Source organism: Micromonospora inositola, from assembly GCF_900090285.1.
In the GTDB taxonomy this organism is placed as follows: Bacteria; Actinomycetota; Actinomycetes; order Mycobacteriales; family Micromonosporaceae; genus Micromonospora; species Micromonospora inositola.
Window position 1 is genome coordinate 1,942,466 of the sequence record NZ_LT607754.1, and the last position, 18,934, is coordinate 1,961,399.

Sequence of the window (18,934 nt, forward strand, 5' to 3'; positions counted from 1 at the left end):
GGGAATCATGCCAAGTCGGGACCGGGCGCGTCGGAGCCGCCCTGTCGGCGACGCACCTCGGACCCGCCGACCGTGCCGAAGACCCGGCGCATGGCGATGTCCTGCTCCATCACGCCGGCCAGCCGGCGCACGCCCTCCCGGATCCGCTCCGGCGGCGGGAAGGAGAAGTTGAGCCGCATGTTGCCGCCGCCCGCGCCGTCGGCGTAGAAGCCGGTGCCTGGCACGTACGCCACCCGGGCGGCGATGGCCCGCGGCATCATCGCCTTCGAGTCGAGGCCGTCGGGCAGGGAAGCCCAGACGAAGAGGCCACCGCCCGGGTTGGTCCAGGTCGTGCCGTCCGGCATGAGGTCCTCCAGCGCCTCCAGCATGGCGTCGCGGCGCTCCCGGTAGACCTCCCGGTACACCTTCAGCTGCTCCCGCCAGGGCATGGTGCCGAGGTACGTCGAGACGGCCGCCTGGGCGTACCCGCTGGGGCAGAGGATCTGCGCCTCGCTGGCGATGACCAGCTTGTCGCGGACCGCGTGCGGGGCCAGGATCCACCCCACCCGCAGGCCGGGGGCGAAAGTCTTGGAGAAGGTGCTCAGGTAGAAGACCCCGTTCCGGCGGCGGGCCCGCAGCGGCGCGGGGGCCTCTTCCTCGAAACCGAGCTGGCCGTACGGGTCGTCCTCCACCACCAGCAGGCCGGCCCGCTCGCAGATGTCGAGCACCTGGTCGCGGCGTTCCTCGCTCAGTGTCACGCCGGTGGGGTTCTGGTAGGTCGGGATGGTGTAGAGGAACTTCACCCGCCGCCCGGCCCGGGCCAGGTCGGCGATGGCCGTCTCCAGCGCCTCCGGGATCAGCCCGTCGCCGTCCATCGGCACGTGCACGACCTGAGCCTGGGCGGCCTGGAACACCCCGAGTGCCCCGACGTAGGTCGGGCCCTCGGCGAGCACCACGTCGCCCGGGTCGAGGAAGAGCCGGGCCACCAGGTCCAGCGCCTGCTGGCCGCCGACGGTCACCACCACGTCCTCCGGCGAGGCGCCGCAGGACGCGTCGATGCCCGAGAGGGCCATCACCTCGCAGATCCGCTCGCGCAGCTCCAAGGTGCCCTGGCCGATCCCGTACTGCAGGGTGGTGGCGCCGTGCTCCGAGCCGAGCCGGCCGAGCATTTCACCGACCGCGTCCAGCGGCAGCGCCGCGATGTAGGGGGCCCCACCGGCGAGCGAGACGACCTCCGGCCGGCTGGCCACCGCGAAGAGCGCCCGGATCTCGGAGGCGGTCATCCCCCGGACCCGGCGGGCGTACCGGTCGGTGTAGTCGTCGAGCGTCGTGCCGGTCATGACGTCACCTCGATCGGGTGTCGGCGGGGCTGCCGCGTGGTGTGGTACCCGCGATGCCGGCGACCATGGCGGCACGGGGCCGGTTGCCCGATGGTAGTCCGCGCCGGCCCGCGGGCGGCGTGGTGTCCGGGGGCGGGTCCACATCCCGGACCGGCCGGCACCGGTCGGGTGGCCATTCGCGCGTCCACTCCCACCCGATCGGGTAACGGCGTACGATCGCTCGTCGGGGGCAGGAAAGCGGCGCCGGACCGCGTGTTTCCTCTCCGAGCCTAGTTGTGGGGATGCGCTGATGTCGCGACGTCTGGTCAGTCTGACCCTCGACACCCTGGAAGACCTGCCCCGCCCGTGCCGGCAGTGCGTCTACTGGGAGCTGGATCCGGTCTCCGCCGACCGGGCGTGCGCCGCCGGTGACCCCGGCCTGGAGAAGGAGGCCTGGGTCTCCCAGACACTGCTGGAGTGGGGTTCCTGCGGCAAGCTCGCGTACGTCGACGGGATGCCGGCCGGCTTCGTCATGTACGCCCCGCCGGCGTACGTCCCGCGCTCGATGGCCTTCCCCACCTCGCCGGTCTCCGCGGACGCCGCGCTGCTGATGACCGCCAACGTGGTCCCCGCCTTCGCCGGTGGCGGGCTGGGCCGGATGCTCGTCCAGGGCGTCGCCCGGGATCTGACCAAGCGCGGCATCAAGGCGATCGAGGCGTTCGGGGACGCCAAGTTCGGCGACGGGGACGACCCGACCCGGGCCTGCGTCGCGCCGGCCGACTTCTTCCTGTCGGTGGGCTTCAAGACGGTCCGCCCGCACCCGCGCTACCCCCGCCTGCGGCTGGAACTGCGCACCGCGCTGAGCTGGAAGTCCGACGTCGAGTACGCGCTGGAGAAGCTGCTCGGCTCGATGAGCCCGGAGACGCTGCTGCGCCCGGTACGCCCGGCCCCGGCCACCCGGTCCAGCGGGCTCTGAGGGCCGCCTCAGTCGACCACCGTGCCGGCGGCCACCACCGCGCGCAGCTCGCTCACGTCGATCGAGCCGGTCGGCACGTCCCGCTCGATCGGGAAGTACATCCGCTGCACCGCGGCGATGATCGCCTCGACCACCCGGTCCCGGAACCGCGAGTCGACCAGCCGGCCGCGGTCCTCCGGGGACGTCAGGTAGCCCACCTCGACCCGGACCGCCGGCATCCTGGTCAGCCGCAGCAGGTCCCACGCCTTGGCGTGGGTACGGCAGTCCCGCAGCCCGGTCCGGGCCACGATCTCCCGCTGCACGAGGCCGGCGAGGCGTTCCCCGGTGGCCGAGGTGACGCCGTTGTCGGTGCCGTAGTGGTAGGTCGCCACCCCGTTCGCCGCCGGATTGGCGTGGCCGTCGGTGTGCAGCGAGATGAAGACGTCGGCGCCGAGCGAGTTGGCCAGCTGCGCCCGGTCGGCGTCGGGCAGGCAGGTCTGCGGGGCCGGGCCGCGGGTGAGCTGCACGCGTACCCCGGCCGCGGCGAGTCGGCCCTCCAGCCGGCTGGCCAGGTCGTGGACGAGGTCCGCCTCGGTCCAGCGCAGCCGGCCGTCGGGCACCACCACCCCCGGGTCCGTGCCGCCGTGCCCGGGGTCGATGACCACCGTCCGGCCGACCAGCGTCGGCCCGGCCTGCCGGATCGCGTCCGACTCGCGCAGCCACTGCGGACGCCCGCCGACCACCTTCCGGCCGAGGCGGCGCAGCGTACCCATGGTGTGCGGGCCGCAGGCGCCGTCCGGTTTGAGCCCCATCTCCCGCTGGAACTGGGCGACCGCGCGGGAGGTGCGGATGCCGTAGATGGCGTCGGCGTTACCCACGTCGTACCCCATCTCCAGGAGGCGTTCCTGGAGCGAGCGGACGTCCTCGCCGATCAGCGGCTGCGGTACGGCGTGGTACAGCGTGCGGGCGCCGAGCCGCCAGCGGGCCGCGTCCAGCGCCTGCCAGGTCTCCGTGCCCACCCGGCCGTCCACGCTCAGGCCACGGGACTGTTGGAACGCCCGGACGGCGCGTTCGGTCGCCACGTCGAACTCGTCGCCGTGATCGCCGGACGGGAGCAGCTCCAGGCCGGTGAGGACGGTACGGATCTCCGTCACCGCGGGTCCCCGGTCACCGGGTCGGATCGGACGCACGCACGACCCCCTCTGCGCGGATGCTGGCTGGCCAGGCCCCGCGGTCGCACGAGGCGGGACTCTGCGGATGCTTACGGAGCGTACCGTGACCGGTCACCGACCGACTCCGGGTTGGCGCAGGTCAGCGGTTTCGACCGGTGGACGTCGATGAAAGCCAGGAACCCCCGGGCCCGAAGGTCGGGCACGGGGGTTCCGCGGTCGGGGTTCGGCGCTACAGCGCCGACTCGATGAGCTTGACCAGCTCGCCCTTCGGCTTGGCGCCGGCGATGGACTGCACCGGCTCGCCGTTCTTGAAGACGGTGAGGGTCGGCACGGACATCACCCGGTAGGTCCGGGCGGTCTCGGGGTTCTCATCGATGTTGAGCTTGACGATGGTGACCTGGTCACCCATCTCGCCCGCGATCTCTTCCAGCAGCGGCGACACCTTGCGGCACGGCCCGCACCACTCCGCCCAGAAGTCCACCAGCACCGGCTTGTCGGACTTCAGCACGTCGCTCGCGAAGCTCGCGTCGGTGACCGCCTTGGTTGTTCCCACTATGAACCCCTCCTCCGGGACCTTCTTGAAGATGTTTCAGCTTTCCAGGGTGGCGATGAAGCGCTCGGCGTCCAGGGCCGCAGCGCAGCCCGTACCGGCCGCCGTGATCGCCTGCCGGTAGGTGTGGTCGACGACGTCGCCGGCGGCGAAGACACCCGGAATGCTGGTCCGGGTGCTCGGCGCCTGCACCTTCACGTAGCCCTCGTCGTCGAGTTCCACCTGTCCGCGGAAGAGTTCGCTGCGCGGGTCGTGGCCGATCGCCACGAAGACGCCGGTGACGTCCAGCACCTTGATCTCGCCGGTGTGCACGTTGCGGACCCGGACCCCGCTGACCTTGCCGTCGGAGCCGAGGATCTCCTCGACGGTGGTGTTCCACTCGACCTTGATCTTGTCGTTGCCGAGCGCCCGCCCGGCCATGATCTTGCTGGCCCGGAAAGAATCGCGGCGGTGGATGATGGTGACGGAGTCCGCGAACCGGGTCAGGAAGCTGGCCTCCTCCATCGCCGAGTCGCCACCGCCGACCACCACGATGTGCTGGTTGCGGAAGAAGAAGCCGTCACAGGTGGCGCAGGACGACACGCCGTGGCCCAGGTACTCCTGCTCGCCGGGTACGCCCAGCGGACGCCAGGCGGAGCCGGTGGAGAGGATCACGGCCTTCGCCCGGTACGCGGTCTCGCCCACCCACACGGTGCTGGTGGCGCCGGAGCCGGTGTCGCCGGTGTCCGTCAGCTCGACCCGGGTGACGTCGTCGGTCAGGAACTCGGCGCCGAACCGCTCGGCCTGCTTGCGCATGTTGTCCATCAGCTCGGGGCCGAGGATGCCGTCCGCGAAACCGGGGAAGTTCTCCACCTCGGTGGTGGTCATCAGCGCGCCGCCGGACTGCACGCCCTCGATGACGAGCGGCTTGAGGTTGGCGCGCGCGGCATAGACCGCCGCCGTGTAACCGGCCGGCCCGGAGCCGATGATGATCAGGTTGCGGACCTCGTCCACTGCCGTCTCCCGATGTGTGTGTTCGTCATCCGTTCCGGCCGCTCAGCCGCCGGGACGATGCCGATCCGAGTGCCGACGGCTCAGCGGCGTCGGCGCCTGACTTGCAGAACGTCATCGTACGAAGCGGCGATTCCCGAACCGGTCATCCGGTGGGTCACGTCACGTGGAACGGCAGCCGCCGATTACCGCGATCTCACCCTACCCGCGTTCGGAAGCGGGTGTCCGCGCCGGACCCGGGCACGCCGCACTCCGGTCCGCTCACCCACGCCCAGCGTGCGCCGCCCGCGTCGACGAAGGTGACGACCAGCGCCGGTCGGCCCTGGAACGACGCGTAGTCGACCAGGTCCACGGCCACCGCCCCGCTCCCGTGCTCTGCGGTGATCTCCCTCAGGCAGGCGTCCAGCGCGTCCCGGCCGGTGAGCCGGTCGAGCCCGCCGGCGACGGAGAGCCGCTCGCCCTCCGGCGCCGCCGCCGCGGTCTCCGGGACGCCGCTGCCCGCCGCCGGGGGCACCTTGAACCGGCTCCCGCCGGACAACTGCTCCGGGGTGTAGTCCGTGCCGCTGCGACGCGGCGGGCCGGTCGTCCGGAACGGCTCGGCCGCCAGCGGGGCGGGTGCACCGGCATTGTCGGCCCGGCCGCGGTCGGCCGTCACCGCCGTGTCGTTCCGGGTGGCGACCAGCTGGTTGAGGCCCAGTCCGACGGCAGCGACCGAGGCCGCCGCGAGGGCGACCGGACCGGCGATCCGGGCCCAGCGCCGTGGCCCGCGCCCCGGCCCAGTGCCGCGGCCCGTGCCCTCGGCCGGTCGGACCGCGCCGGTACGCCGCTGGCCGGTCGCCCGCGTCGGCACGGTGCCCGACCCGGCGTGCCCGCCCGCACGAAGCCCCCTGCCCTCGACCGGTCCCGCGTCGTCGCTGCCCGGTCGGCTCGGGGCCGGCCCGGCGCCGGCCAGCGTCGCGGCGATCCGGTCCGCGACGGCCAGCGGCATGTCGGGTACGGGGGCGGCGGCCCAGTCGGCCAGGTCGGCCCGGACCAGCTCCATCGCCGGTGCCAGCGCGGCGTGCGCCCCGGCCCACGCCGGGTCCTCCTCGATCAGGCGGGCGACCGTGACCTGCTCCGGGGTGCCGTCCAGCGCCCCGCCGACGTAGTCGGCGAGCAGGTCGTGGTCGACCTCGCTGAACTTCCCGGGGGTCACGTCTCCTCCTCGTTCGCGGCCCGGGACCATCCCGGCGCCGATTCGACGCCCTCCGGCGGTCGCGGGTTCCCCGCCGTGACGCGCGGCACGCCGGCGGCGGTACGGCCGGCCGGGCGCGGCACCGACGGCGGGTCGTCGGCGCCCGTCCGCAGGTGACCGAGGAGCGCGGCCAGCCGGGCCCGACCGCGGGCGCAGCGGCTCTTGACGGTCCCCTCGGCGACACCGAGGATGCGGGCCACCTCGGCCACCGGATAACCCTGCACGTCCACCAGGATCAGCGCGGCACGCTGCTCGACCGGCAGCTCGGCCAGGGCCTGCCGCACCACCAGCGCGGTGTCGTGGTCCCGGACCGGGGCGGCCGGCTCCACCCCGCCGGTGTGCCGGCCGGGCTCGCCGTCGGTGTGCACGCCGTCCGGCAGCGGGACCGTGGCGTGCGCCTGCCGCCGGCGGATCCGGTCCAGGCAGGCGTTCACCACGATCCGGTGCAGCCAGGTGGTCACCGCGGAGTCACCCCGGAAGCGGGCCGCCGCGCGGTGCGCGGAGAGCAGGGCGTCCTGGAGGGCGTCGGCGGCCTCCTCCCGGTCGCCGAGCGTGCGCAGCGCCACCGCCCAGAGCCGGTCCCGGTGCCGGTGGAACAGCTCGGTGAAGGCGTCCCGGTCGCCCGCCACGTGGGCGCGGAGCAGCTCCATGTCGGTCGTCCCGGCACCCGGCCCGGCGCGGGTCGGCACGGCCACCGGTGCGCCGCCCGTCGGCCCGCCGGCCCGTCCCTCGCCGCGGTCGTCCATCACCACGTCCGGCGGGAGTGGTGCCCGGACAGCGGCGGCCGGTTCACGACCCCTGGACGGTGATCTCCTGGACACCGATCTTGTAGCCGCCGCCGCTGTCTTTCTGCGGCAGCTCGGTGAGCCAGAAGAGCAGGTACCGGTACTTCTTGTCCGGGTCGAAGCCGTTGCTGAAGGTCAGCGTGCTGCCCTCGGACCGAGCGAACTCCTCGATCCGGTTGTTCGTCGTGACGTACTGGGTGTAGAGCTTTTTGTCGCCGGACGAGCTGGAGTCCGGGTCGGTGGTGCCGGTGTAGAGATGGGCGGTTGCGCCGCTGGCGGAGAGGACGGCCTGCACCGACTTCACCGTGTGCTCGGCGCCGAGGTCGATCCAGACACCCATGCCGCGCTTGAAGTTGCCGAACTTCGCGGTGGTGTAGGTGTCGGTCTCCCAGCCCTCGTCCTCGCTGCCGTCGATCACCTTCTCGGCGTCGCTCAGCTCGTCGCGGCTCTTGCTGTCCGGGTCGATGATCCGGACGTCCTTGACCGCCAGCTTCCGCACCGCGGCGGCGGGCTGGGTGGGCTGGTCGGCCGGCGCGCTGCTGGACGGGCGGGCCATCGACTCGGTCTTCGGGTCCTTGTCGTCGCCGCCCAGCGCGCTGATGCCGATGAGCAGGCCGACCAGGGCCACCGCGAGCAGCCCGGCGATGCCGAGGGCCATCTTGCGGCCACCGGCGACGGCCAGCGGCGACGGCTCCTCCTCGGCGTCCGCCGTGAAGCGCAGCGGGCCCGCCTGGTCCAGGAAGTGCTCGTCGGCGGGGATGTCCAGCCGGCCCAACTCGGCCGCGAGCACGTCCGAGGAGGGCGGGGCGATCTCCGGGTCGAGCAGGTCCATGGTCAGGTCGTCGAGGTACGCGGGCACCCCGGCCCGGACCTGACGGGGGGCGGCGATCGCGCCGCCGGCGTCGCGTACGGCGTCCGGGATGGCGGCCCGGCCGTGCCCGGCGGTGGCGCCGTGCAGCGGCGCCTCCCCGTGCGGCCAGTGCCCGGTGAGGGCAAAGTAGAGCACCCCGCCGACCGCTCGGATGTCGTTCTCCTGGCTGTCCGCGCCGTCGGTCCGCGCGTCGGCCAGCACCACCCGGCCGTCGTCGCTGATCATCACGGTGCCGGGGTGGACGTTGCCGTGCACCATGCCGGTCGCGTGCACCGCGGCGAGGGCGCTGGCGACGGCGTTGCCGATGGCGGTCGCCCGGGCCGGGTCCAGCGGCCCGTGGGCGGTGACCAGGTCGCGCAGGGACTGGCCGTCCACCCACTCGCGGACCACGTACGCCCGGTCCGCCTCGTCGATCGCGTCGTAGACGCCGACCAGGTTGGGGTGGATGACCCGGCTGGCCGCGACGGCGGCCTGGAGCATCTCGGTGGCGGAGTCGCCACCCGGGTAGCGGAGGACCACCGCTACGGGACGGCGTAGCACGACGTCGACTCCGCGCCAGACCAGCCGGCCCGCGCTGTCGTTGTTGATGTGCTCGACCAGCTCGTACCGCTCGGCAAGGATCTCACCGGCCGTGGGAGCACCGAAGGTCAGGACCGGCGGAGCTGTCTCCTCCGCCTCCTGACCCTCGCCGACCTGGGTCACCCGTCCTCCCTCGGTGATCGTGTCGATCGATGGACCCGTGCTGCTGGGCATGTGGCTTCCCGCTCTGCCTTCGAAGGAACCGGCAGACCGGCGCCGACGCCCGCGTCGGTACCTGCCGTACCCGTCGAGTGCGACCTTACCCGGGATGCCCGGTTCCCCGACATGTCATCTTCCCGCCGCGGCCGGTGGGGCGCCAGCCACGGGCCGCCCGGTCCGGTTACGACCGTTGTCAGCCACGTTGCTGGTACCTGCACCAGCCAATCTAGAGGTTGACCGCAAGTAGTCGACGGAGGGGCGCACCGGGAGTGGCGGCCTCCCCGACGCCCGGTTGAATTCCCCCCGATCGGCCCCGCACCCTCACCCGTACGGTTGGTTGTCCACAGGCCGGGAGGATGGCTGAGCGGGGAAACGCGGAGTTATCCACAGCCCCATCCCCAGGTTGGTGATCCTCGTTCACCGTCCGTGGTCGACGGTCCGGACGACTCCGGCGGACCGGGGTCAGCGGCCGAGGCGGCGGCGGACCATCCCGACCACCTCGGTGATCTCGCCGATCCGCAGCACCATGGCCAGCCCCAGGTACGTCCCGCCGATCACCGCGCCACCCACCACCAGCTGGACGGCCGCCGCGAACCAGCTGAGGTCGGCCGGGTCGCCGGGGAGCAGCTTGACGACGAGCAGGCCCACCAGCGCGGCGCCCAGCGCGGCGACGACCACCCGACCCATGGTCCGCATGATGCCGCCGAGGCCGATCCGGCCCACCCGGGGCCGCAGCAGCAGCGCCGAGATCACCGCGGCGGCCAGGTACGAGACGGCGTTGCCGAGCATCATGCCGGCCGCCGCGAAGGTGGCGGAGAAGGCGAGGAAGAGCCCGATCTGGAGGAGCACCCGCAGCGCCACCACCGGGATGTTGATCAGGGCCGGGGTGCGGGTGTCCGGCAGCGCGTAGAAGGCGAAGGTGAACAGCTGGCTGATCGCGAACGGCACGAGCCCCACCGCGGCGACCAGCAGCACGGTCGACGTGGCCCGGGCGTTGTTGCCGTCGAACGCGCCGTACTGGAAGATCACCCGGGCGATCGGCCCGGCCAGCACCGCGTAGCAGACCGCGATCGGGGCGAGCACCGCGGTGACCATCCGGGTGCCACGGGACAGGTCCGCGGTCACCTCGCGGAGCCGGCCTTCGGCGGCCGCGGCGCTCATCCGGGGCATCAACGCGGTGATGATCGAGACGGCGATGATGCCGTGCGCCATCATCAGCAGCAGGAAGACGTTGTTGTAGATCAGGATGCCGGCCCGGGTCTTGCCGTCGCCGTTCTCGCCGGCCGCCCGGGTGAGCAGGTTGACCACCACGAAGAGGCCGAGCTGGTTGACCGCCACGTAGCAGAACATCCAGGCCCCGAGCTTGCCCAGCTCGCGCAGGCCCAGCTCGCGGAAGTCGAACCGCCACTTCCAGCGGAACCCCACCTTGCGCAGCGCCGGCAGCAGGCCGGCGGCCTGGATCGCGACACCGACCAGGGTGCCGCCGCCGATCAGCAGGATCCGGCCCCAGCCCATCTCGGCGGGCTTGAGGATCTTCGCCCCGTAGACCGCGATGTACAGCCCGCAGGTGCCGATGACGACGAGGTTGTTCAGGATCGGCGCCCACATCGGCGCAGCGAAGTGCCCCCGGGTGTTCAGCACCGCGGCGATCAGCGCGCTGACGCCGGTGAAGAAGAGCATCGGCAGCATCAGGTAGGACAGGTTGTTGACCAGCCCCGTGTAGTCGGCGCCCTTGCCGCTCGCGTACAGCGCGGTCAGCACCGGCGCCAGGGCGACCGCGATCAGCGCGGCGGCGGCCAGCGAGAGCACCGCCAGGGTGAGCAGCCGCTGCGCGTACGCCTCGCCCTTGTCCGCGTCGACCTTGCGCCGGCGCACCAGCACCGGGATCAGCACGCTGGTGAGCACCCCGCCGAGCAAAAACTCGTACACCTGGTTCGGCAGGAACTGCGCGGTCGTGTACGCGTTGCCGACCAGGCCGCCGCCGAGGGCCGCGCCGATCATCAGGTTGCGGATGAAGCCCGTACCCCGGCTGACCAGGCTGCCGACCGCCATCACCGCGCTGTTCGCCGCGGCGCTGGCCTCCCCCACCTGCTCCGGCGGTGGCGCGGTGGCCTCCACCGCCGGCTGGTTGAGCGGCTCGGCCGAGATGAAGGTCGCCTCTCCGGTGGGAGGGATCGCGCCGTCCGGCGTGGCGTTCGCGCTGCGGTAGAGCCCGCCGCTCATCTCCAGCCTCCCAAGGGGTACGTCGGGGCCGGGCACCGTCCCGACGGTCAAGACCTTAGTCAACCTGTACCTCTTACCCGCGCCCGGCGGCGGAGTTCCCGGGCCGGACCGATAGGCTGGCGATCCCATGTCCGAAGCCTCCGCATCCCACGCCGCCGACCGCCGCGAGCTCACCGCCGCGCAGCGCAACGCCGTCGCCGAGCTGCTCCGCGTCTCGCCGGTCGCCGACGAGCTCGGTCGCCGGTTCGTCGCGGCGGGCCACGAACTGCACCTGGTGGGCGGTTCGGTCCGGGACGCGCTGCTCGGCCGGCTCGGCGAGGACCTGGACTTCTGCACCGACGCGCACCCCGACGAGACGCTGCGGATCATCAAGGGCTGGGCCGAGTCGATCTGGGAGACCGGTCGGGAGTTCGGCACCATCGGCCTGCAGCGCGACGGGCTCCGCCTGGAGATCACCACCTTCCGCGCGGAGGCGTACGACCAGGTCAGCCGTAACCCGATCGTCGAGTACGGGACCAGCCTGGAAGACGACCTCAAGCGGCGGGACTTCACCATCAACGCGATGGCGGTGAGCCTCCCCGACCACCGCTTCACCGACCCGCACGGCGGCCTGGCCGACCTCGCGGCCAAGGCCATCCGTACTCCCGGCACGCCTCAGGAGTCGTTCCGCGACGACCCGCTGCGGATGCTGCGGGCGGCCCGGTTCACCGCCCAGCTCCGCTTCGCCGTCCACCCGGACGTCCGCGAGGCGATGACCCGGATGGCCGCCGACCTGGACCGGATCACCGCCGAGCGGATTCGGGACGAGTTCACCAAGCTGCTCTGCGGCGCGGACCCGATCACCGGGTTGCGGCTGCTGGTCGACACCGGGCTGGGCGAGCGGTTCCTGCCCGAGCTGACCGGGCTGAAGCTGACGATCGACGAGCACGCCCAGCACAAGGACGTGTACGAGCACACCCTCACCGTGGTCGAGAACGCCATGTCGATGGAGGAGGACGGCTGCGACTTCGTGCTGCGGATGGCCGCGCTGATGCACGACGTCGGCAAGCCGGCCACCAAGGCGGTCGGCCCCGACGGCCGGGTCAGCTTCCACCACCACGAGGTGGTCGGGGCCCGGCTGACCAAGGCCCGGATGAAGGCCATGCGGTACCCGAAGGACGTCACCTCGAAGGTGGTCGCCCTGGTCGCGCTGCACCTGCGTTTCTACGGGTACGGCCGGGGCGAGTGGACCGACTCGGCGGTGCGCCGGTACGTCGCGGACGCCGGTGACCTGCTGCCCCGGCTGCACAAGCTGACCCGGTCGGACTGCACCACCCGCAACCGGCGCAAGGCGGCCGCGCTGGCCGCCGACTACGACGCGCTGGAGGAGCGGATCGCCCGGATCGCCGCCGAGGAGGACCTGGCCCGGGTTCGCCCCGACCTGGACGGCAACGCGATCATGGAGTTGCTCGGCGTACCGCCGGGACCGGTGGTGGGGAAGGCCTGGCAGCACCTGAAGGAGCAGCGCCTGGAGCGCGGCCCGCTGGACCGCGACGAGGCCGAGGCGGAGCTGCTGCGCTGGGCCCGGGAGCAGGGCGTCCTGGACTGAGCGCGGCGAACCGGCGACCTTGCGTGACGGCTCACCGCGGGGCCACCGTCACGGCCCGGTCGACCAGTTCCTTCGGCAGCGGTTGGCGGACCAGTTCCCGGCCGGTCAGGTCGGCGAGGACGAAGTCGCGGGACCCGTACTGCCACCGTCCACCTCCGTATTGGAGACGCGATCCGGCGGCCGAAGTTTGCCTCACCGGCGCAGACGGTGGGGCGGGAGGCCGTGACGTCGGGCGCTGTCCGGCTGTTCACACCAGTGACGCCCCTGAGCCCGCCGACAGGGACAAGACGGAGACGACGGATGTCATCGGACACGCTCACCACCGCGGGAATCCTGCTGATCACCGTCGTCGCGGTGGCCTACGGCGGCCTGACCCTGCTCACCCACCTGGCCCGACGCAAGCCCGGTTACCTGGACAACCCGGTCCGGCGGGGGCTGTGGACGGCCGGCCACGCGCACGCCGGCGTCCTTGTCCTGCTGGTTCTGGTCGCCCTGCCCTGCCTCGACCAGGCCGAGGCGCTGCTGGGTGTCGCGCTGCTCTGACGGCCCCGCGGTGGCGTTCCGGGCTCCGCGCGGGACAATCGGGTCATGCGCTGGACCGTGCTCGACTCGCCGATTGGGGAGTTCTCCGTGGCCACCGACGACGAGGCGGTCTGCGGGGCGCACTTCGGGCGGGTGGAGTCGGCGACCGACGAGCCCGTCGGCGGGCTGGCCGGCCGGTCGGTGGCCGAGCTACGGGCGTACTTCGCCGGTGAGCTGACCGAGTTCACCGTGCCGGTGGCGGTGCGCCGGGGGTCCGACTTCGAGCGGGCGGTCTGGGGGGAGATGACCCGCATCCCGTACGGGGAGACGCTCACCTACGGCGAGGTGGCGAGGGCGGTCGGCGAGCCGGGCGCGGCCCGGGCGGTCGGGGTCGCCTGCAACCGGAACCCGATTCCGGTGATCGTGCCCTGCCACCGGATCGTCGGGGCGGGCGGCAAGCTGGTCGGCTTCGGCGGCGGGCTGCCGCGCAAGGTGACGCTCCTGGAGTTGGAGGCCGGCGTCGCCCTGCAACGCGCCTGGTCGTGACGTACCTCCGGGTCGTCTGAACGCGCGAGGGCCGGGTCCGTGCGGACCCGGCCCTCGACGCTGCTGTGGTCAGCGCGTCAGCGCTCGACCTCGCCGGCGATGAACGCCTCGACGGCGGCGTGCGCGTCGTGGTCGGCGTACTGCTTGGGCGGGGACTTCATGAAGTACGACGAGGCCGACAGGATCGGGCCGCCGATCTTGCGGTCCAGCGCGATCTTCGCGGCCCGGACGGCGTCGATGATGACACCGGCCGAGTTCGGCGAGTCCCACACCTCGAGCTTGAGCTCGGCGTTGAGCGGGGTGTCGCCGAAGGAGCGGCCTTCCAGGCGGATGTACGCCCACTTGCGGTCGTCGAGCCACGGCACGTGGTCCGACGGGCCGATGTGCACGTCGCTCTTGCTCATCTCGTGCGGGATCTGGGAGGTCACCGACTGGGTCTTCGAGATCTTCTTCGAGACCAGGCGGGTGCGCTCCAGCATGTTCATGAAGTCCATGTTGCCGCCGAAGTTGAGCTGGTACGTGCGCAGCAGCTCGACACCGCGGTCCTCGAAGAGCTTCGCCAGGGCGCGGTGCACGATGGTGGCGCCGACCTGGCTCTTGATGTCGTCGCCGACGATCGGCAGACCCGCGTCTTCGAACTTCTTCGCCCACTCGGGGTCGGAGGCGATGAAGACCGGCAGGGCGTTCACGAACGCGCAGCCGGCGTCGATCGCGGCCTGGGCGTAGAACTTGTCGGCCTGCTCGGAGCCGACCGGCAGGTAGGAGACGACGACGTCGACCTGCGCGTCGCGCAGCGCCTTGGCCACATCGACCGGCTCGGTGTCCGACTCCTCGATGATCTCGCGGTAGTACTGGCCCAGACCGTCGAAGGTCGGACCGCGCTGCACGCTGACGCCGGTCGGCGGCACGTCGCAGAGCTTGATGGTGTTGTTCTCGCTGGCGACGATCGCCTCCGCGAGGTCCATGCCCACCTTCTTGGCGTCCACGTCGAACGCCGCGACAAACTCCACGTCCGAGACGTGGTAGTCGCCGAAGGTGACGTGCATGAGACCCGGGACGCGGTCGTTCGGATCGGCGTTCCGGTAGTACTCCACGCCCTGTACGAGGGACGAGGCGCAGTTACCCACACCGACGATGGCGACGCGGACGGAGCCCATAGCGTCTGCCTCCTTCTTCTTCATCACGGCCGCTCTTTCCTGGACTCGCCAGGCGGGGGCGGGCTGTTGTCATCTCGTCGGCCGCCGGCTGTCCCGGGTAGCGGGACGGTCGGGGCACGGCCGGAGCGCTCATTGGCGATGAGCTCCTCCAGCCAGCGGACCTCACGCTCACAGGCGTCGAGGCCGTGGCGCTGCAGTTCCAGGGTGTACGCGTCGAGGCGCTCGGCTGCCCGGCCGAGCACGTCACGAAGACCTTCGCGACGCTCCTCGATCTTGCGGCGACGACCTTCCAGGATCCGGAGCCGGGTGGCCTGGTCGGTCCGGGCGAAGAACGCGAAGTGCACGCCGAAGCCCGTGTCGTCGTACGTCTCGGGACCAGCCTGCGCTATCAGTTGGGCGAAGCGTTCCTTGCCCTCCGCGGTAATGGTGTAGACCACCCGACCACGTCGGCTGGTCAGCGCGGGAACCTCCTCGGCGGTCGCGGGTGTCTCGGCGGCTTCGGTGATCCAGCCCGCCGCCTGCAGCCGGCGCAGGGTCGGGTAGAGCGAGCCGTAGCTGATCGCCGCCCGGATGGCGCCGAGCTTGGCGGTCAGCTCCTTGCGCAGCTCGTAGCCGTGCATCGGAGCCTCCTGCAGGAGGCCCAGGATGGCGAACTCGAGCATGCCCATCCCTTCTTACCCCCGCCATCGAGCGGTAACCGCCGCGATGTATCGGACCGATACATCGCACGTTAGCGGAGACCCATGATCAGGGCAAACCCCCGTTCCGAGGTGCTGCCGTCACGGATCGTCACGGCGGTCGCCTCGTCCGGCCGGACCGCGTACCCTTTGCCGCATGCGTACGTCTCGCCAGGTCGTCGACTACTCGCTCCAGAAGCGAGCGGTGCTGCGCGAGCTCCTCGCCGGCCGGGTCGGCACGTACGACGTCTGCGACGCCTCGCCGTACCTGAAGAACGCCGCCCGGTTCCACGGCGAACCCACCGAGGAGCGCTGCCCGATCTGCCGCAGCGAGAACCTCATCCACGTCCACTACATTTACGGGGACGAACTCAAGCAGTCCGCCGGCCAGGCGCGTACCCGGGCCGAGTTGCCCGTCCTGGCGATGACGTTGCGTGAGTTCCAGGTCTTCGTGGTGGAGGTGTGCCTCGGCTGTGACTGGAACCATCTCGTCGAGCAGTTCCTGCTCGGCCGGGACGGGCTGGCCGGCGGCACGGAGGACGGGGCGGAGCGGGGCGCGGTGAGCGGCCCGTCCGCCCCGAACGGTTCCACCCCTCGTCGAAGGCGAGAGGCGCAACGGTGATTCGAGCTGTATCGGCCGACCCCGGCCCGGACGACGACGGGTGGGCGGACCGACAGCTTCGACGTCTGATTAGTCCGATTGCTTTGGATTCGACGCCTGCGCCCCGGCACGCCCGGGGTGTAGCGTCTCGTGGTCCAGCTCACGGCAACCCGGTGGCGGCGTGTCCGCGCCCCACCGCGACCGGCAGGGTGTGAGGAATGAACTACGGCGATCCCAGTTCTTCGCGTGGGCGGGCCCAGATCCCGGGCCCCAACGGCGACCCCGGTTCCGGTGGGAGCCCGCACGGGAACGGCTGGTCATCAGCCCCGGAGGGTGGGGCCTCGGCCCGCGCCTCCGTCCCGCCCCGGGGGTCCGCGTCCGGTGGACGGGCCTCCGTCGGCGGCGCGGCTCCGGCACCGCGCGGCGGTGCGGCGGGCTCGGCCTCGGTGGGCCGGGCCGGCGCGGGACGGGCCTCGGTGCCCGTCTCCCCGGCCCCCGGTGGCGCCTCGGGTCGGGCCGGCGCGGGCCGCGCCTCGGTCGGCGCGGCCGCGGTGGGCTCGGCCGGGCGGGCGAGCGTCGGCTCGGCGGCCGTGGGTGGTCGGGCCTCGGTGGCCCGCGCCGGGGTGCCGGGCATGGCGGGCAGTGGTCCCGGCGGTCCCGGTGGGCCGAACGGTCCCGGCCGCCGCGGTGGCCGCGGTGACGACCCGGGCGCGGCGGCCCGGGCGAAGAAGCGCCGGCGGATCAACATGCTGATCGCCAGCTTTGCCGTCTTCATCATGCTCGCCGGCATCGGCGTGGTCGGCTTCACCTACTACTCCACCAACGTCATCCTCCCCGAGGACACCACCCCGCCGCTCGCCAGCACCATCTACGCGGGTGACGGCAAGACACCCATCGCCAAGGTCGGCGCGGAGAACCGCGCCTTCGTCGCCATCAAGGACATCCCGCAGTGGGTGCAGGACGCGGTCGCCGCGGCGGAGGACCGGAACTTCTACCGGCACTCCGGTGTGGACTACAAGGGCATCGCCCGGGCCGCCTGGAACAACTTCACCGGCGGCGACAAGCAGGGCGCCTCGACCATCACCCAGCAGTACGCCCGCAACGCCTACGACAACCTGAAGCAGGACACGTACGCGCGGAAGGTGAAGGAGGCGATCCTCGCCTCCAAGCTGAACGACAAGTACGACAAGCCGACGATCATGCAGCACTACCTGAACATCGTCTACTTCGGGCGGGGCGCGTACGGCATCGAGGCGGCGGCCCAGACGTACTTCGGCAAGCCGACGAAGAACCTGACCGTGGCAGAGGCAGCGGTGCTCGCGGCGCTGATCAAGCAGCCGGAGCCGAGCGCCACGCACAAGGGCTACGACCCGGCGATCAACCAGGCGGCCGCGCTGGACCGGTGGAACTACGTGATCAGCGGCATGATCACCGAGGGCTGGTTGGACGCGCCGGGCAAGCAACCGCACCCGACTGAATACCCGCTCAAGTCGCTCAAGAAGCCCAACTCGAGGGGCGTCGGGGTCGACTTCGGCGTCAACACGCCGTACGGCAACGTGATCAACTATGTCGCGCAGGAGATGCGGGAGAAGAAGCTCTGCACCGACAACGACGCCGACGTCACCGACAACAAGCCGCTCTGCTCGCAGGCGCTCAGCAAGGGCGGCTACCGGATCACCACCACCATCGACACCAAGATGCAGAAGGCGGCGCTCGAGGCGGCCCAGCGCGCCACCAAGGGCTCCGAGTTGGACGGTCAGCCGAAGAACCTGATGGCGGCCGTGGTGTCGATCGATCCCAGGACCGGCGGTGTGCGTGCCTACTACGGCGGTGACAACGGCACCGGCACCGACTACGCCGGCAAGAACTACGACAACGGCGTCGTCAGCGGCGGCCACTCGCCCGGTTCGAGTTTCAAGATCTACACGCTGGCCGCGGCGCTCAAGGCCGGCAAGTCCCTCGAGTCCCGGTGGAAGGGCAAGGCGTTCACCCCGGAGGGGGTCACCTGGAAGGTCAGCAACGCCGGCACCGACAACCCGTCCTGCGGCAACTCCTGCACCCTCGAGGTGTCGACGCTGAAGTCGCTGAACGTGCCGTTCTACTACGTGACCCAGGAGATCGGCCCGGACAAGGTCGTCGAGATGGCCAGGAACGCCGGCGTCACGATGATGTGGCAGACGGACACCAACCCGGCGAAGCCGCACGACCTCACCAAGGAGAAGCCGCAGGACCTCGCGCCGGCGCCCTTCTACCACGTCGTCGGCTACGGCCAGTACCCGATCACCGTGCTGGACCACGCCAACGGCGTCGCCACCTTCGCCAACGGCGGGAAGTACATCAAGGCGCACTTCGTGAAGCTGGTGGAGAAGCAGGACCAGCAGACCGGTACGTGGCGGAAGCTGGGCGGTGAGCAGGTCAAGCCGGTGCAGCGAATCGACCAGGACATCGTCCGCGACGTGACCTCGGTACTGGAGAAGTACCCGGCCGCCGTGAACCGCCGGCTCGCCGACGGCCGCAAGGCCGCCGAGAAGACCGGTACCTGGGAGCAGAAGCCGGGGACCACCGAGAACGGCGACGCCTGGATGATCGGCTACACCCCCCAGCTCGCGACCGCGGTCTGGGTCGGCAACGTCAAGAACCGTCTACCGATCAAGGACAAGAGCGGCGCGAAGATCAGCGGCGCCAAGATGCCGGGCGCCATCTTCCAACGGTTCATGAACGAGGCGCTCAAGGGCGAGAAGGAGATGGACTTCCTGGAGGCCGCGCACGTCGGCGACCCGAACTCCGGCAACGGGGAGGCCCCGCCGCCGACGGCGCCGCCCGTGATGCCGGGCTGCCCGGACCCGCTGAACCCGTTCTGCCCGGTCAACGGTGGCGGCAACGGCAACGGCAACGGCGGGCCGACCAACCCGTTCGATCCGCGACCCGGCGGTGGTGGCGGTGGTGGCGGCGGGATCCTCCCGACCACACCACCACGGCAGACGTACTGAACTCCAAGCACCGCCGACGGCGGCCGGACCACGCGTC

The 18,934-nt window shown here is 71.7% G+C and carries 16 protein-coding genes and 1 pseudogene; 6 read left to right on the forward strand and 11 right to left on the reverse strand.

What is annotated here, in order from left to right; all coding sequences use genetic code 11:
- Positions 1-5: 5 nt before the first annotated feature.
- Positions 6-1,319, reverse strand: coding sequence for an aminotransferase-like domain-containing protein (locus GA0070613_RS09265; protein ID WP_089011917.1), 1,314 nt, complete (start codon positions 1,317-1,319; stop codon positions 6-8).
- Positions 1,320-1,608: 289 nt separating this feature from the next.
- Here GA0070613_RS09265 and GA0070613_RS09270 point away from each other — a divergent pair, with 289 nt between their 5' ends.
- A complete protein-coding gene (locus GA0070613_RS09270; RefSeq protein WP_089011918.1) occupies positions 1,609-2,274 on the forward strand; it encodes a GNAT family N-acetyltransferase in 666 nt (221 codons plus the stop codon).
- A gap of 8 nt (positions 2,275-2,282) precedes the next feature.
- Here GA0070613_RS09270 and GA0070613_RS09275 read toward each other — a convergent pair whose 3' ends face one another.
- The 7 genes from GA0070613_RS09275 to murJ form a co-directional block, all read right to left on the reverse strand.
- A complete protein-coding gene (locus GA0070613_RS09275; protein WP_089011919.1) occupies positions 2,283-3,443 on the reverse strand; it encodes an N-acetylmuramoyl-L-alanine amidase in 1,161 nt (386 codons plus the stop codon).
- A 211-nt stretch (positions 3,444-3,654) separates the two neighbouring features.
- Positions 3,655-3,978: a thioredoxin gene (gene trxA, locus GA0070613_RS09280; protein WP_089011920.1), complete on the reverse strand. Its 324-nt coding sequence runs from the start codon at positions 3,976-3,978 to the stop codon at positions 3,655-3,657.
- Positions 3,979-4,014: 36 nt separating this feature from the next.
- Positions 4,015-4,968, reverse strand: coding sequence for a thioredoxin-disulfide reductase (gene trxB, locus GA0070613_RS09285; RefSeq protein ID WP_089011921.1), 954 nt, complete (start codon positions 4,966-4,968; stop codon positions 4,015-4,017).
- 193 nt (positions 4,969-5,161) lie between these two features.
- On the reverse strand, positions 5,162-6,160 hold the full coding sequence (locus GA0070613_RS09290) for a hypothetical protein (RefSeq protein WP_089011922.1): 999 nt from the start codon (positions 6,158-6,160) through the stop codon (positions 5,162-5,164).
- On the reverse strand, positions 6,157-6,945 hold the full coding sequence (gene sigM / locus GA0070613_RS09295; RefSeq protein WP_269459038.1) for an RNA polymerase sigma factor SigM: 789 nt from the start codon (positions 6,943-6,945) through the stop codon (positions 6,157-6,159). The genes GA0070613_RS09290 and sigM overlap by 4 nt, the downstream gene beginning before the upstream one ends.
- 43 nt (positions 6,946-6,988) lie before the next feature.
- Complete coding sequence (locus GA0070613_RS09300; RefSeq protein WP_089011923.1) at positions 6,989-8,608, reverse strand: protein kinase family protein; 1,620 nt, start codon at positions 8,606-8,608, stop codon at positions 6,989-6,991.
- A 447-nt stretch (positions 8,609-9,055) separates the two neighbouring features.
- Complete coding sequence (gene murJ / locus GA0070613_RS09305) at positions 9,056-10,816, reverse strand: murein biosynthesis integral membrane protein MurJ (RefSeq protein ID WP_089011924.1); 1,761 nt, start codon at positions 10,814-10,816, stop codon at positions 9,056-9,058.
- Between the two features lie 127 nt (positions 10,817-10,943).
- Here murJ and GA0070613_RS09310 point away from each other — a divergent pair, with 127 nt between their 5' ends.
- Complete coding sequence (locus GA0070613_RS09310; protein ID WP_089011925.1) at positions 10,944-12,404, forward strand: CCA tRNA nucleotidyltransferase; 1,461 nt, start codon at positions 10,944-10,946, stop codon at positions 12,402-12,404.
- A gap of 31 nt (positions 12,405-12,435) precedes the next feature.
- Here GA0070613_RS09310 and GA0070613_RS31950 read toward each other — a convergent pair whose 3' ends face one another.
- On the reverse strand, positions 12,436-12,600 hold the full coding sequence (locus GA0070613_RS31950; RefSeq protein WP_157746309.1) for a hypothetical protein: 165 nt from the start codon (positions 12,598-12,600) through the stop codon (positions 12,436-12,438).
- Between the two features lie 104 nt (positions 12,601-12,704).
- Here GA0070613_RS31950 and GA0070613_RS09315 point away from each other — a divergent pair.
- Together GA0070613_RS09315 and GA0070613_RS09320 are read left to right on the forward strand one after the other, a co-directional pair.
- A pseudogene (locus GA0070613_RS09315) lies at positions 12,705-12,920 on the forward strand (hypothetical protein); the annotation flags it as partial.
- 72 nt (positions 12,921-12,992) lie between these two features.
- Positions 12,993-13,472, forward strand: coding sequence for a methylated-DNA--[protein]-cysteine S-methyltransferase (locus GA0070613_RS09320; RefSeq protein ID WP_089011926.1), 480 nt, complete (start codon positions 12,993-12,995; stop codon positions 13,470-13,472).
- Between the two features lie 77 nt (positions 13,473-13,549).
- Here the strand turns inward: GA0070613_RS09320 and GA0070613_RS09325 are convergent, their stop codons facing one another.
- Together GA0070613_RS09325 and GA0070613_RS09330 are read right to left on the reverse strand one after the other, a co-directional pair.
- Entirely contained in the window at positions 13,550-14,629 is a 1,080-nt protein-coding gene (locus tag GA0070613_RS09325; protein ID WP_089011927.1) for an inositol-3-phosphate synthase, read from the reverse strand.
- Between the two features lie 23 nt (positions 14,630-14,652).
- Positions 14,653-15,291: a PadR family transcriptional regulator gene (locus GA0070613_RS09330; protein WP_089015845.1), complete on the reverse strand. Its 639-nt coding sequence runs from the start codon at positions 15,289-15,291 to the stop codon at positions 14,653-14,655.
- Between the two features lie 172 nt (positions 15,292-15,463).
- Between GA0070613_RS09330 and GA0070613_RS09335 the strand changes: the two genes are divergently transcribed.
- Both GA0070613_RS09335 and GA0070613_RS09340 read left to right on the forward strand, forming a co-directional pair.
- On the forward strand, positions 15,464-15,928 hold the full coding sequence (locus GA0070613_RS09335; protein WP_089011928.1) for a DUF5318 domain-containing protein: 465 nt from the start codon (positions 15,464-15,466) through the stop codon (positions 15,926-15,928).
- A gap of 197 nt (positions 15,929-16,125) precedes the next feature.
- The gene (locus tag GA0070613_RS09340; protein WP_089011929.1) at positions 16,126-18,897 is read left to right on the forward strand and encodes a transglycosylase domain-containing protein; all 2,772 of its coding nucleotides are present in this window, start codon (positions 16,126-16,128) and stop codon (positions 18,895-18,897) included.
- Positions 18,898-18,934 lie beyond the last annotated feature (37 nt).

Excerpts from the sequence above, each read along its gene's own strand:
- GA0070613_RS09270 (WP_089011918.1), top strand. The coding sequence starts at position 1,609 with ATGTCGCGACGTCTGGTCAGTCTGACCCTCGACACCCTGGAAGACCTG.
- GA0070613_RS09300 (WP_089011923.1), bottom strand. The coding sequence starts at position 8,608 with ATGCCCAGCAGCACGGGTCCATCGATCGACACGATCACCGAGGGAGGA.
- GA0070613_RS09320 (WP_089011926.1), top strand. The coding sequence starts at position 12,993 with ATGCGCTGGACCGTGCTCGACTCGCCGATTGGGGAGTTCTCCGTGGCC.
- GA0070613_RS09330 (WP_089015845.1), bottom strand. The coding sequence starts at position 15,291 with ATGCTCGAGTTCGCCATCCTGGGCCTCCTGCAGGAGGCTCCGATGCAC.
- GA0070613_RS09335 (WP_089011928.1), top strand. The coding sequence starts at position 15,464 with ATGCGTACGTCTCGCCAGGTCGTCGACTACTCGCTCCAGAAGCGAGCG.
- GA0070613_RS09265 (WP_089011917.1), bottom strand. The coding sequence starts at position 1,319 with ATGACCGGCACGACGCTCGACGACTACACCGACCGGTACGCCCGCCGG.
- GA0070613_RS09310 (WP_089011925.1), top strand. The coding sequence starts at position 10,944 with ATGTCCGAAGCCTCCGCATCCCACGCCGCCGACCGCCGCGAGCTCACC.
- murJ (WP_089011924.1), bottom strand. The coding sequence starts at position 10,816 with ATGAGCGGCGGGCTCTACCGCAGCGCGAACGCCACGCCGGACGGCGCG.
- GA0070613_RS09325 (WP_089011927.1), bottom strand. The coding sequence starts at position 14,629 with ATGGGCTCCGTCCGCGTCGCCATCGTCGGTGTGGGTAACTGCGCCTCG.
- GA0070613_RS09340 (WP_089011929.1), top strand. The coding sequence starts at position 16,126 with ATGAACTACGGCGATCCCAGTTCTTCGCGTGGGCGGGCCCAGATCCCG.
- sigM (WP_269459038.1), bottom strand. The coding sequence starts at position 6,945 with ATGGACGACCGCGGCGAGGGACGGGCCGGCGGGCCGACGGGCGGCGCA.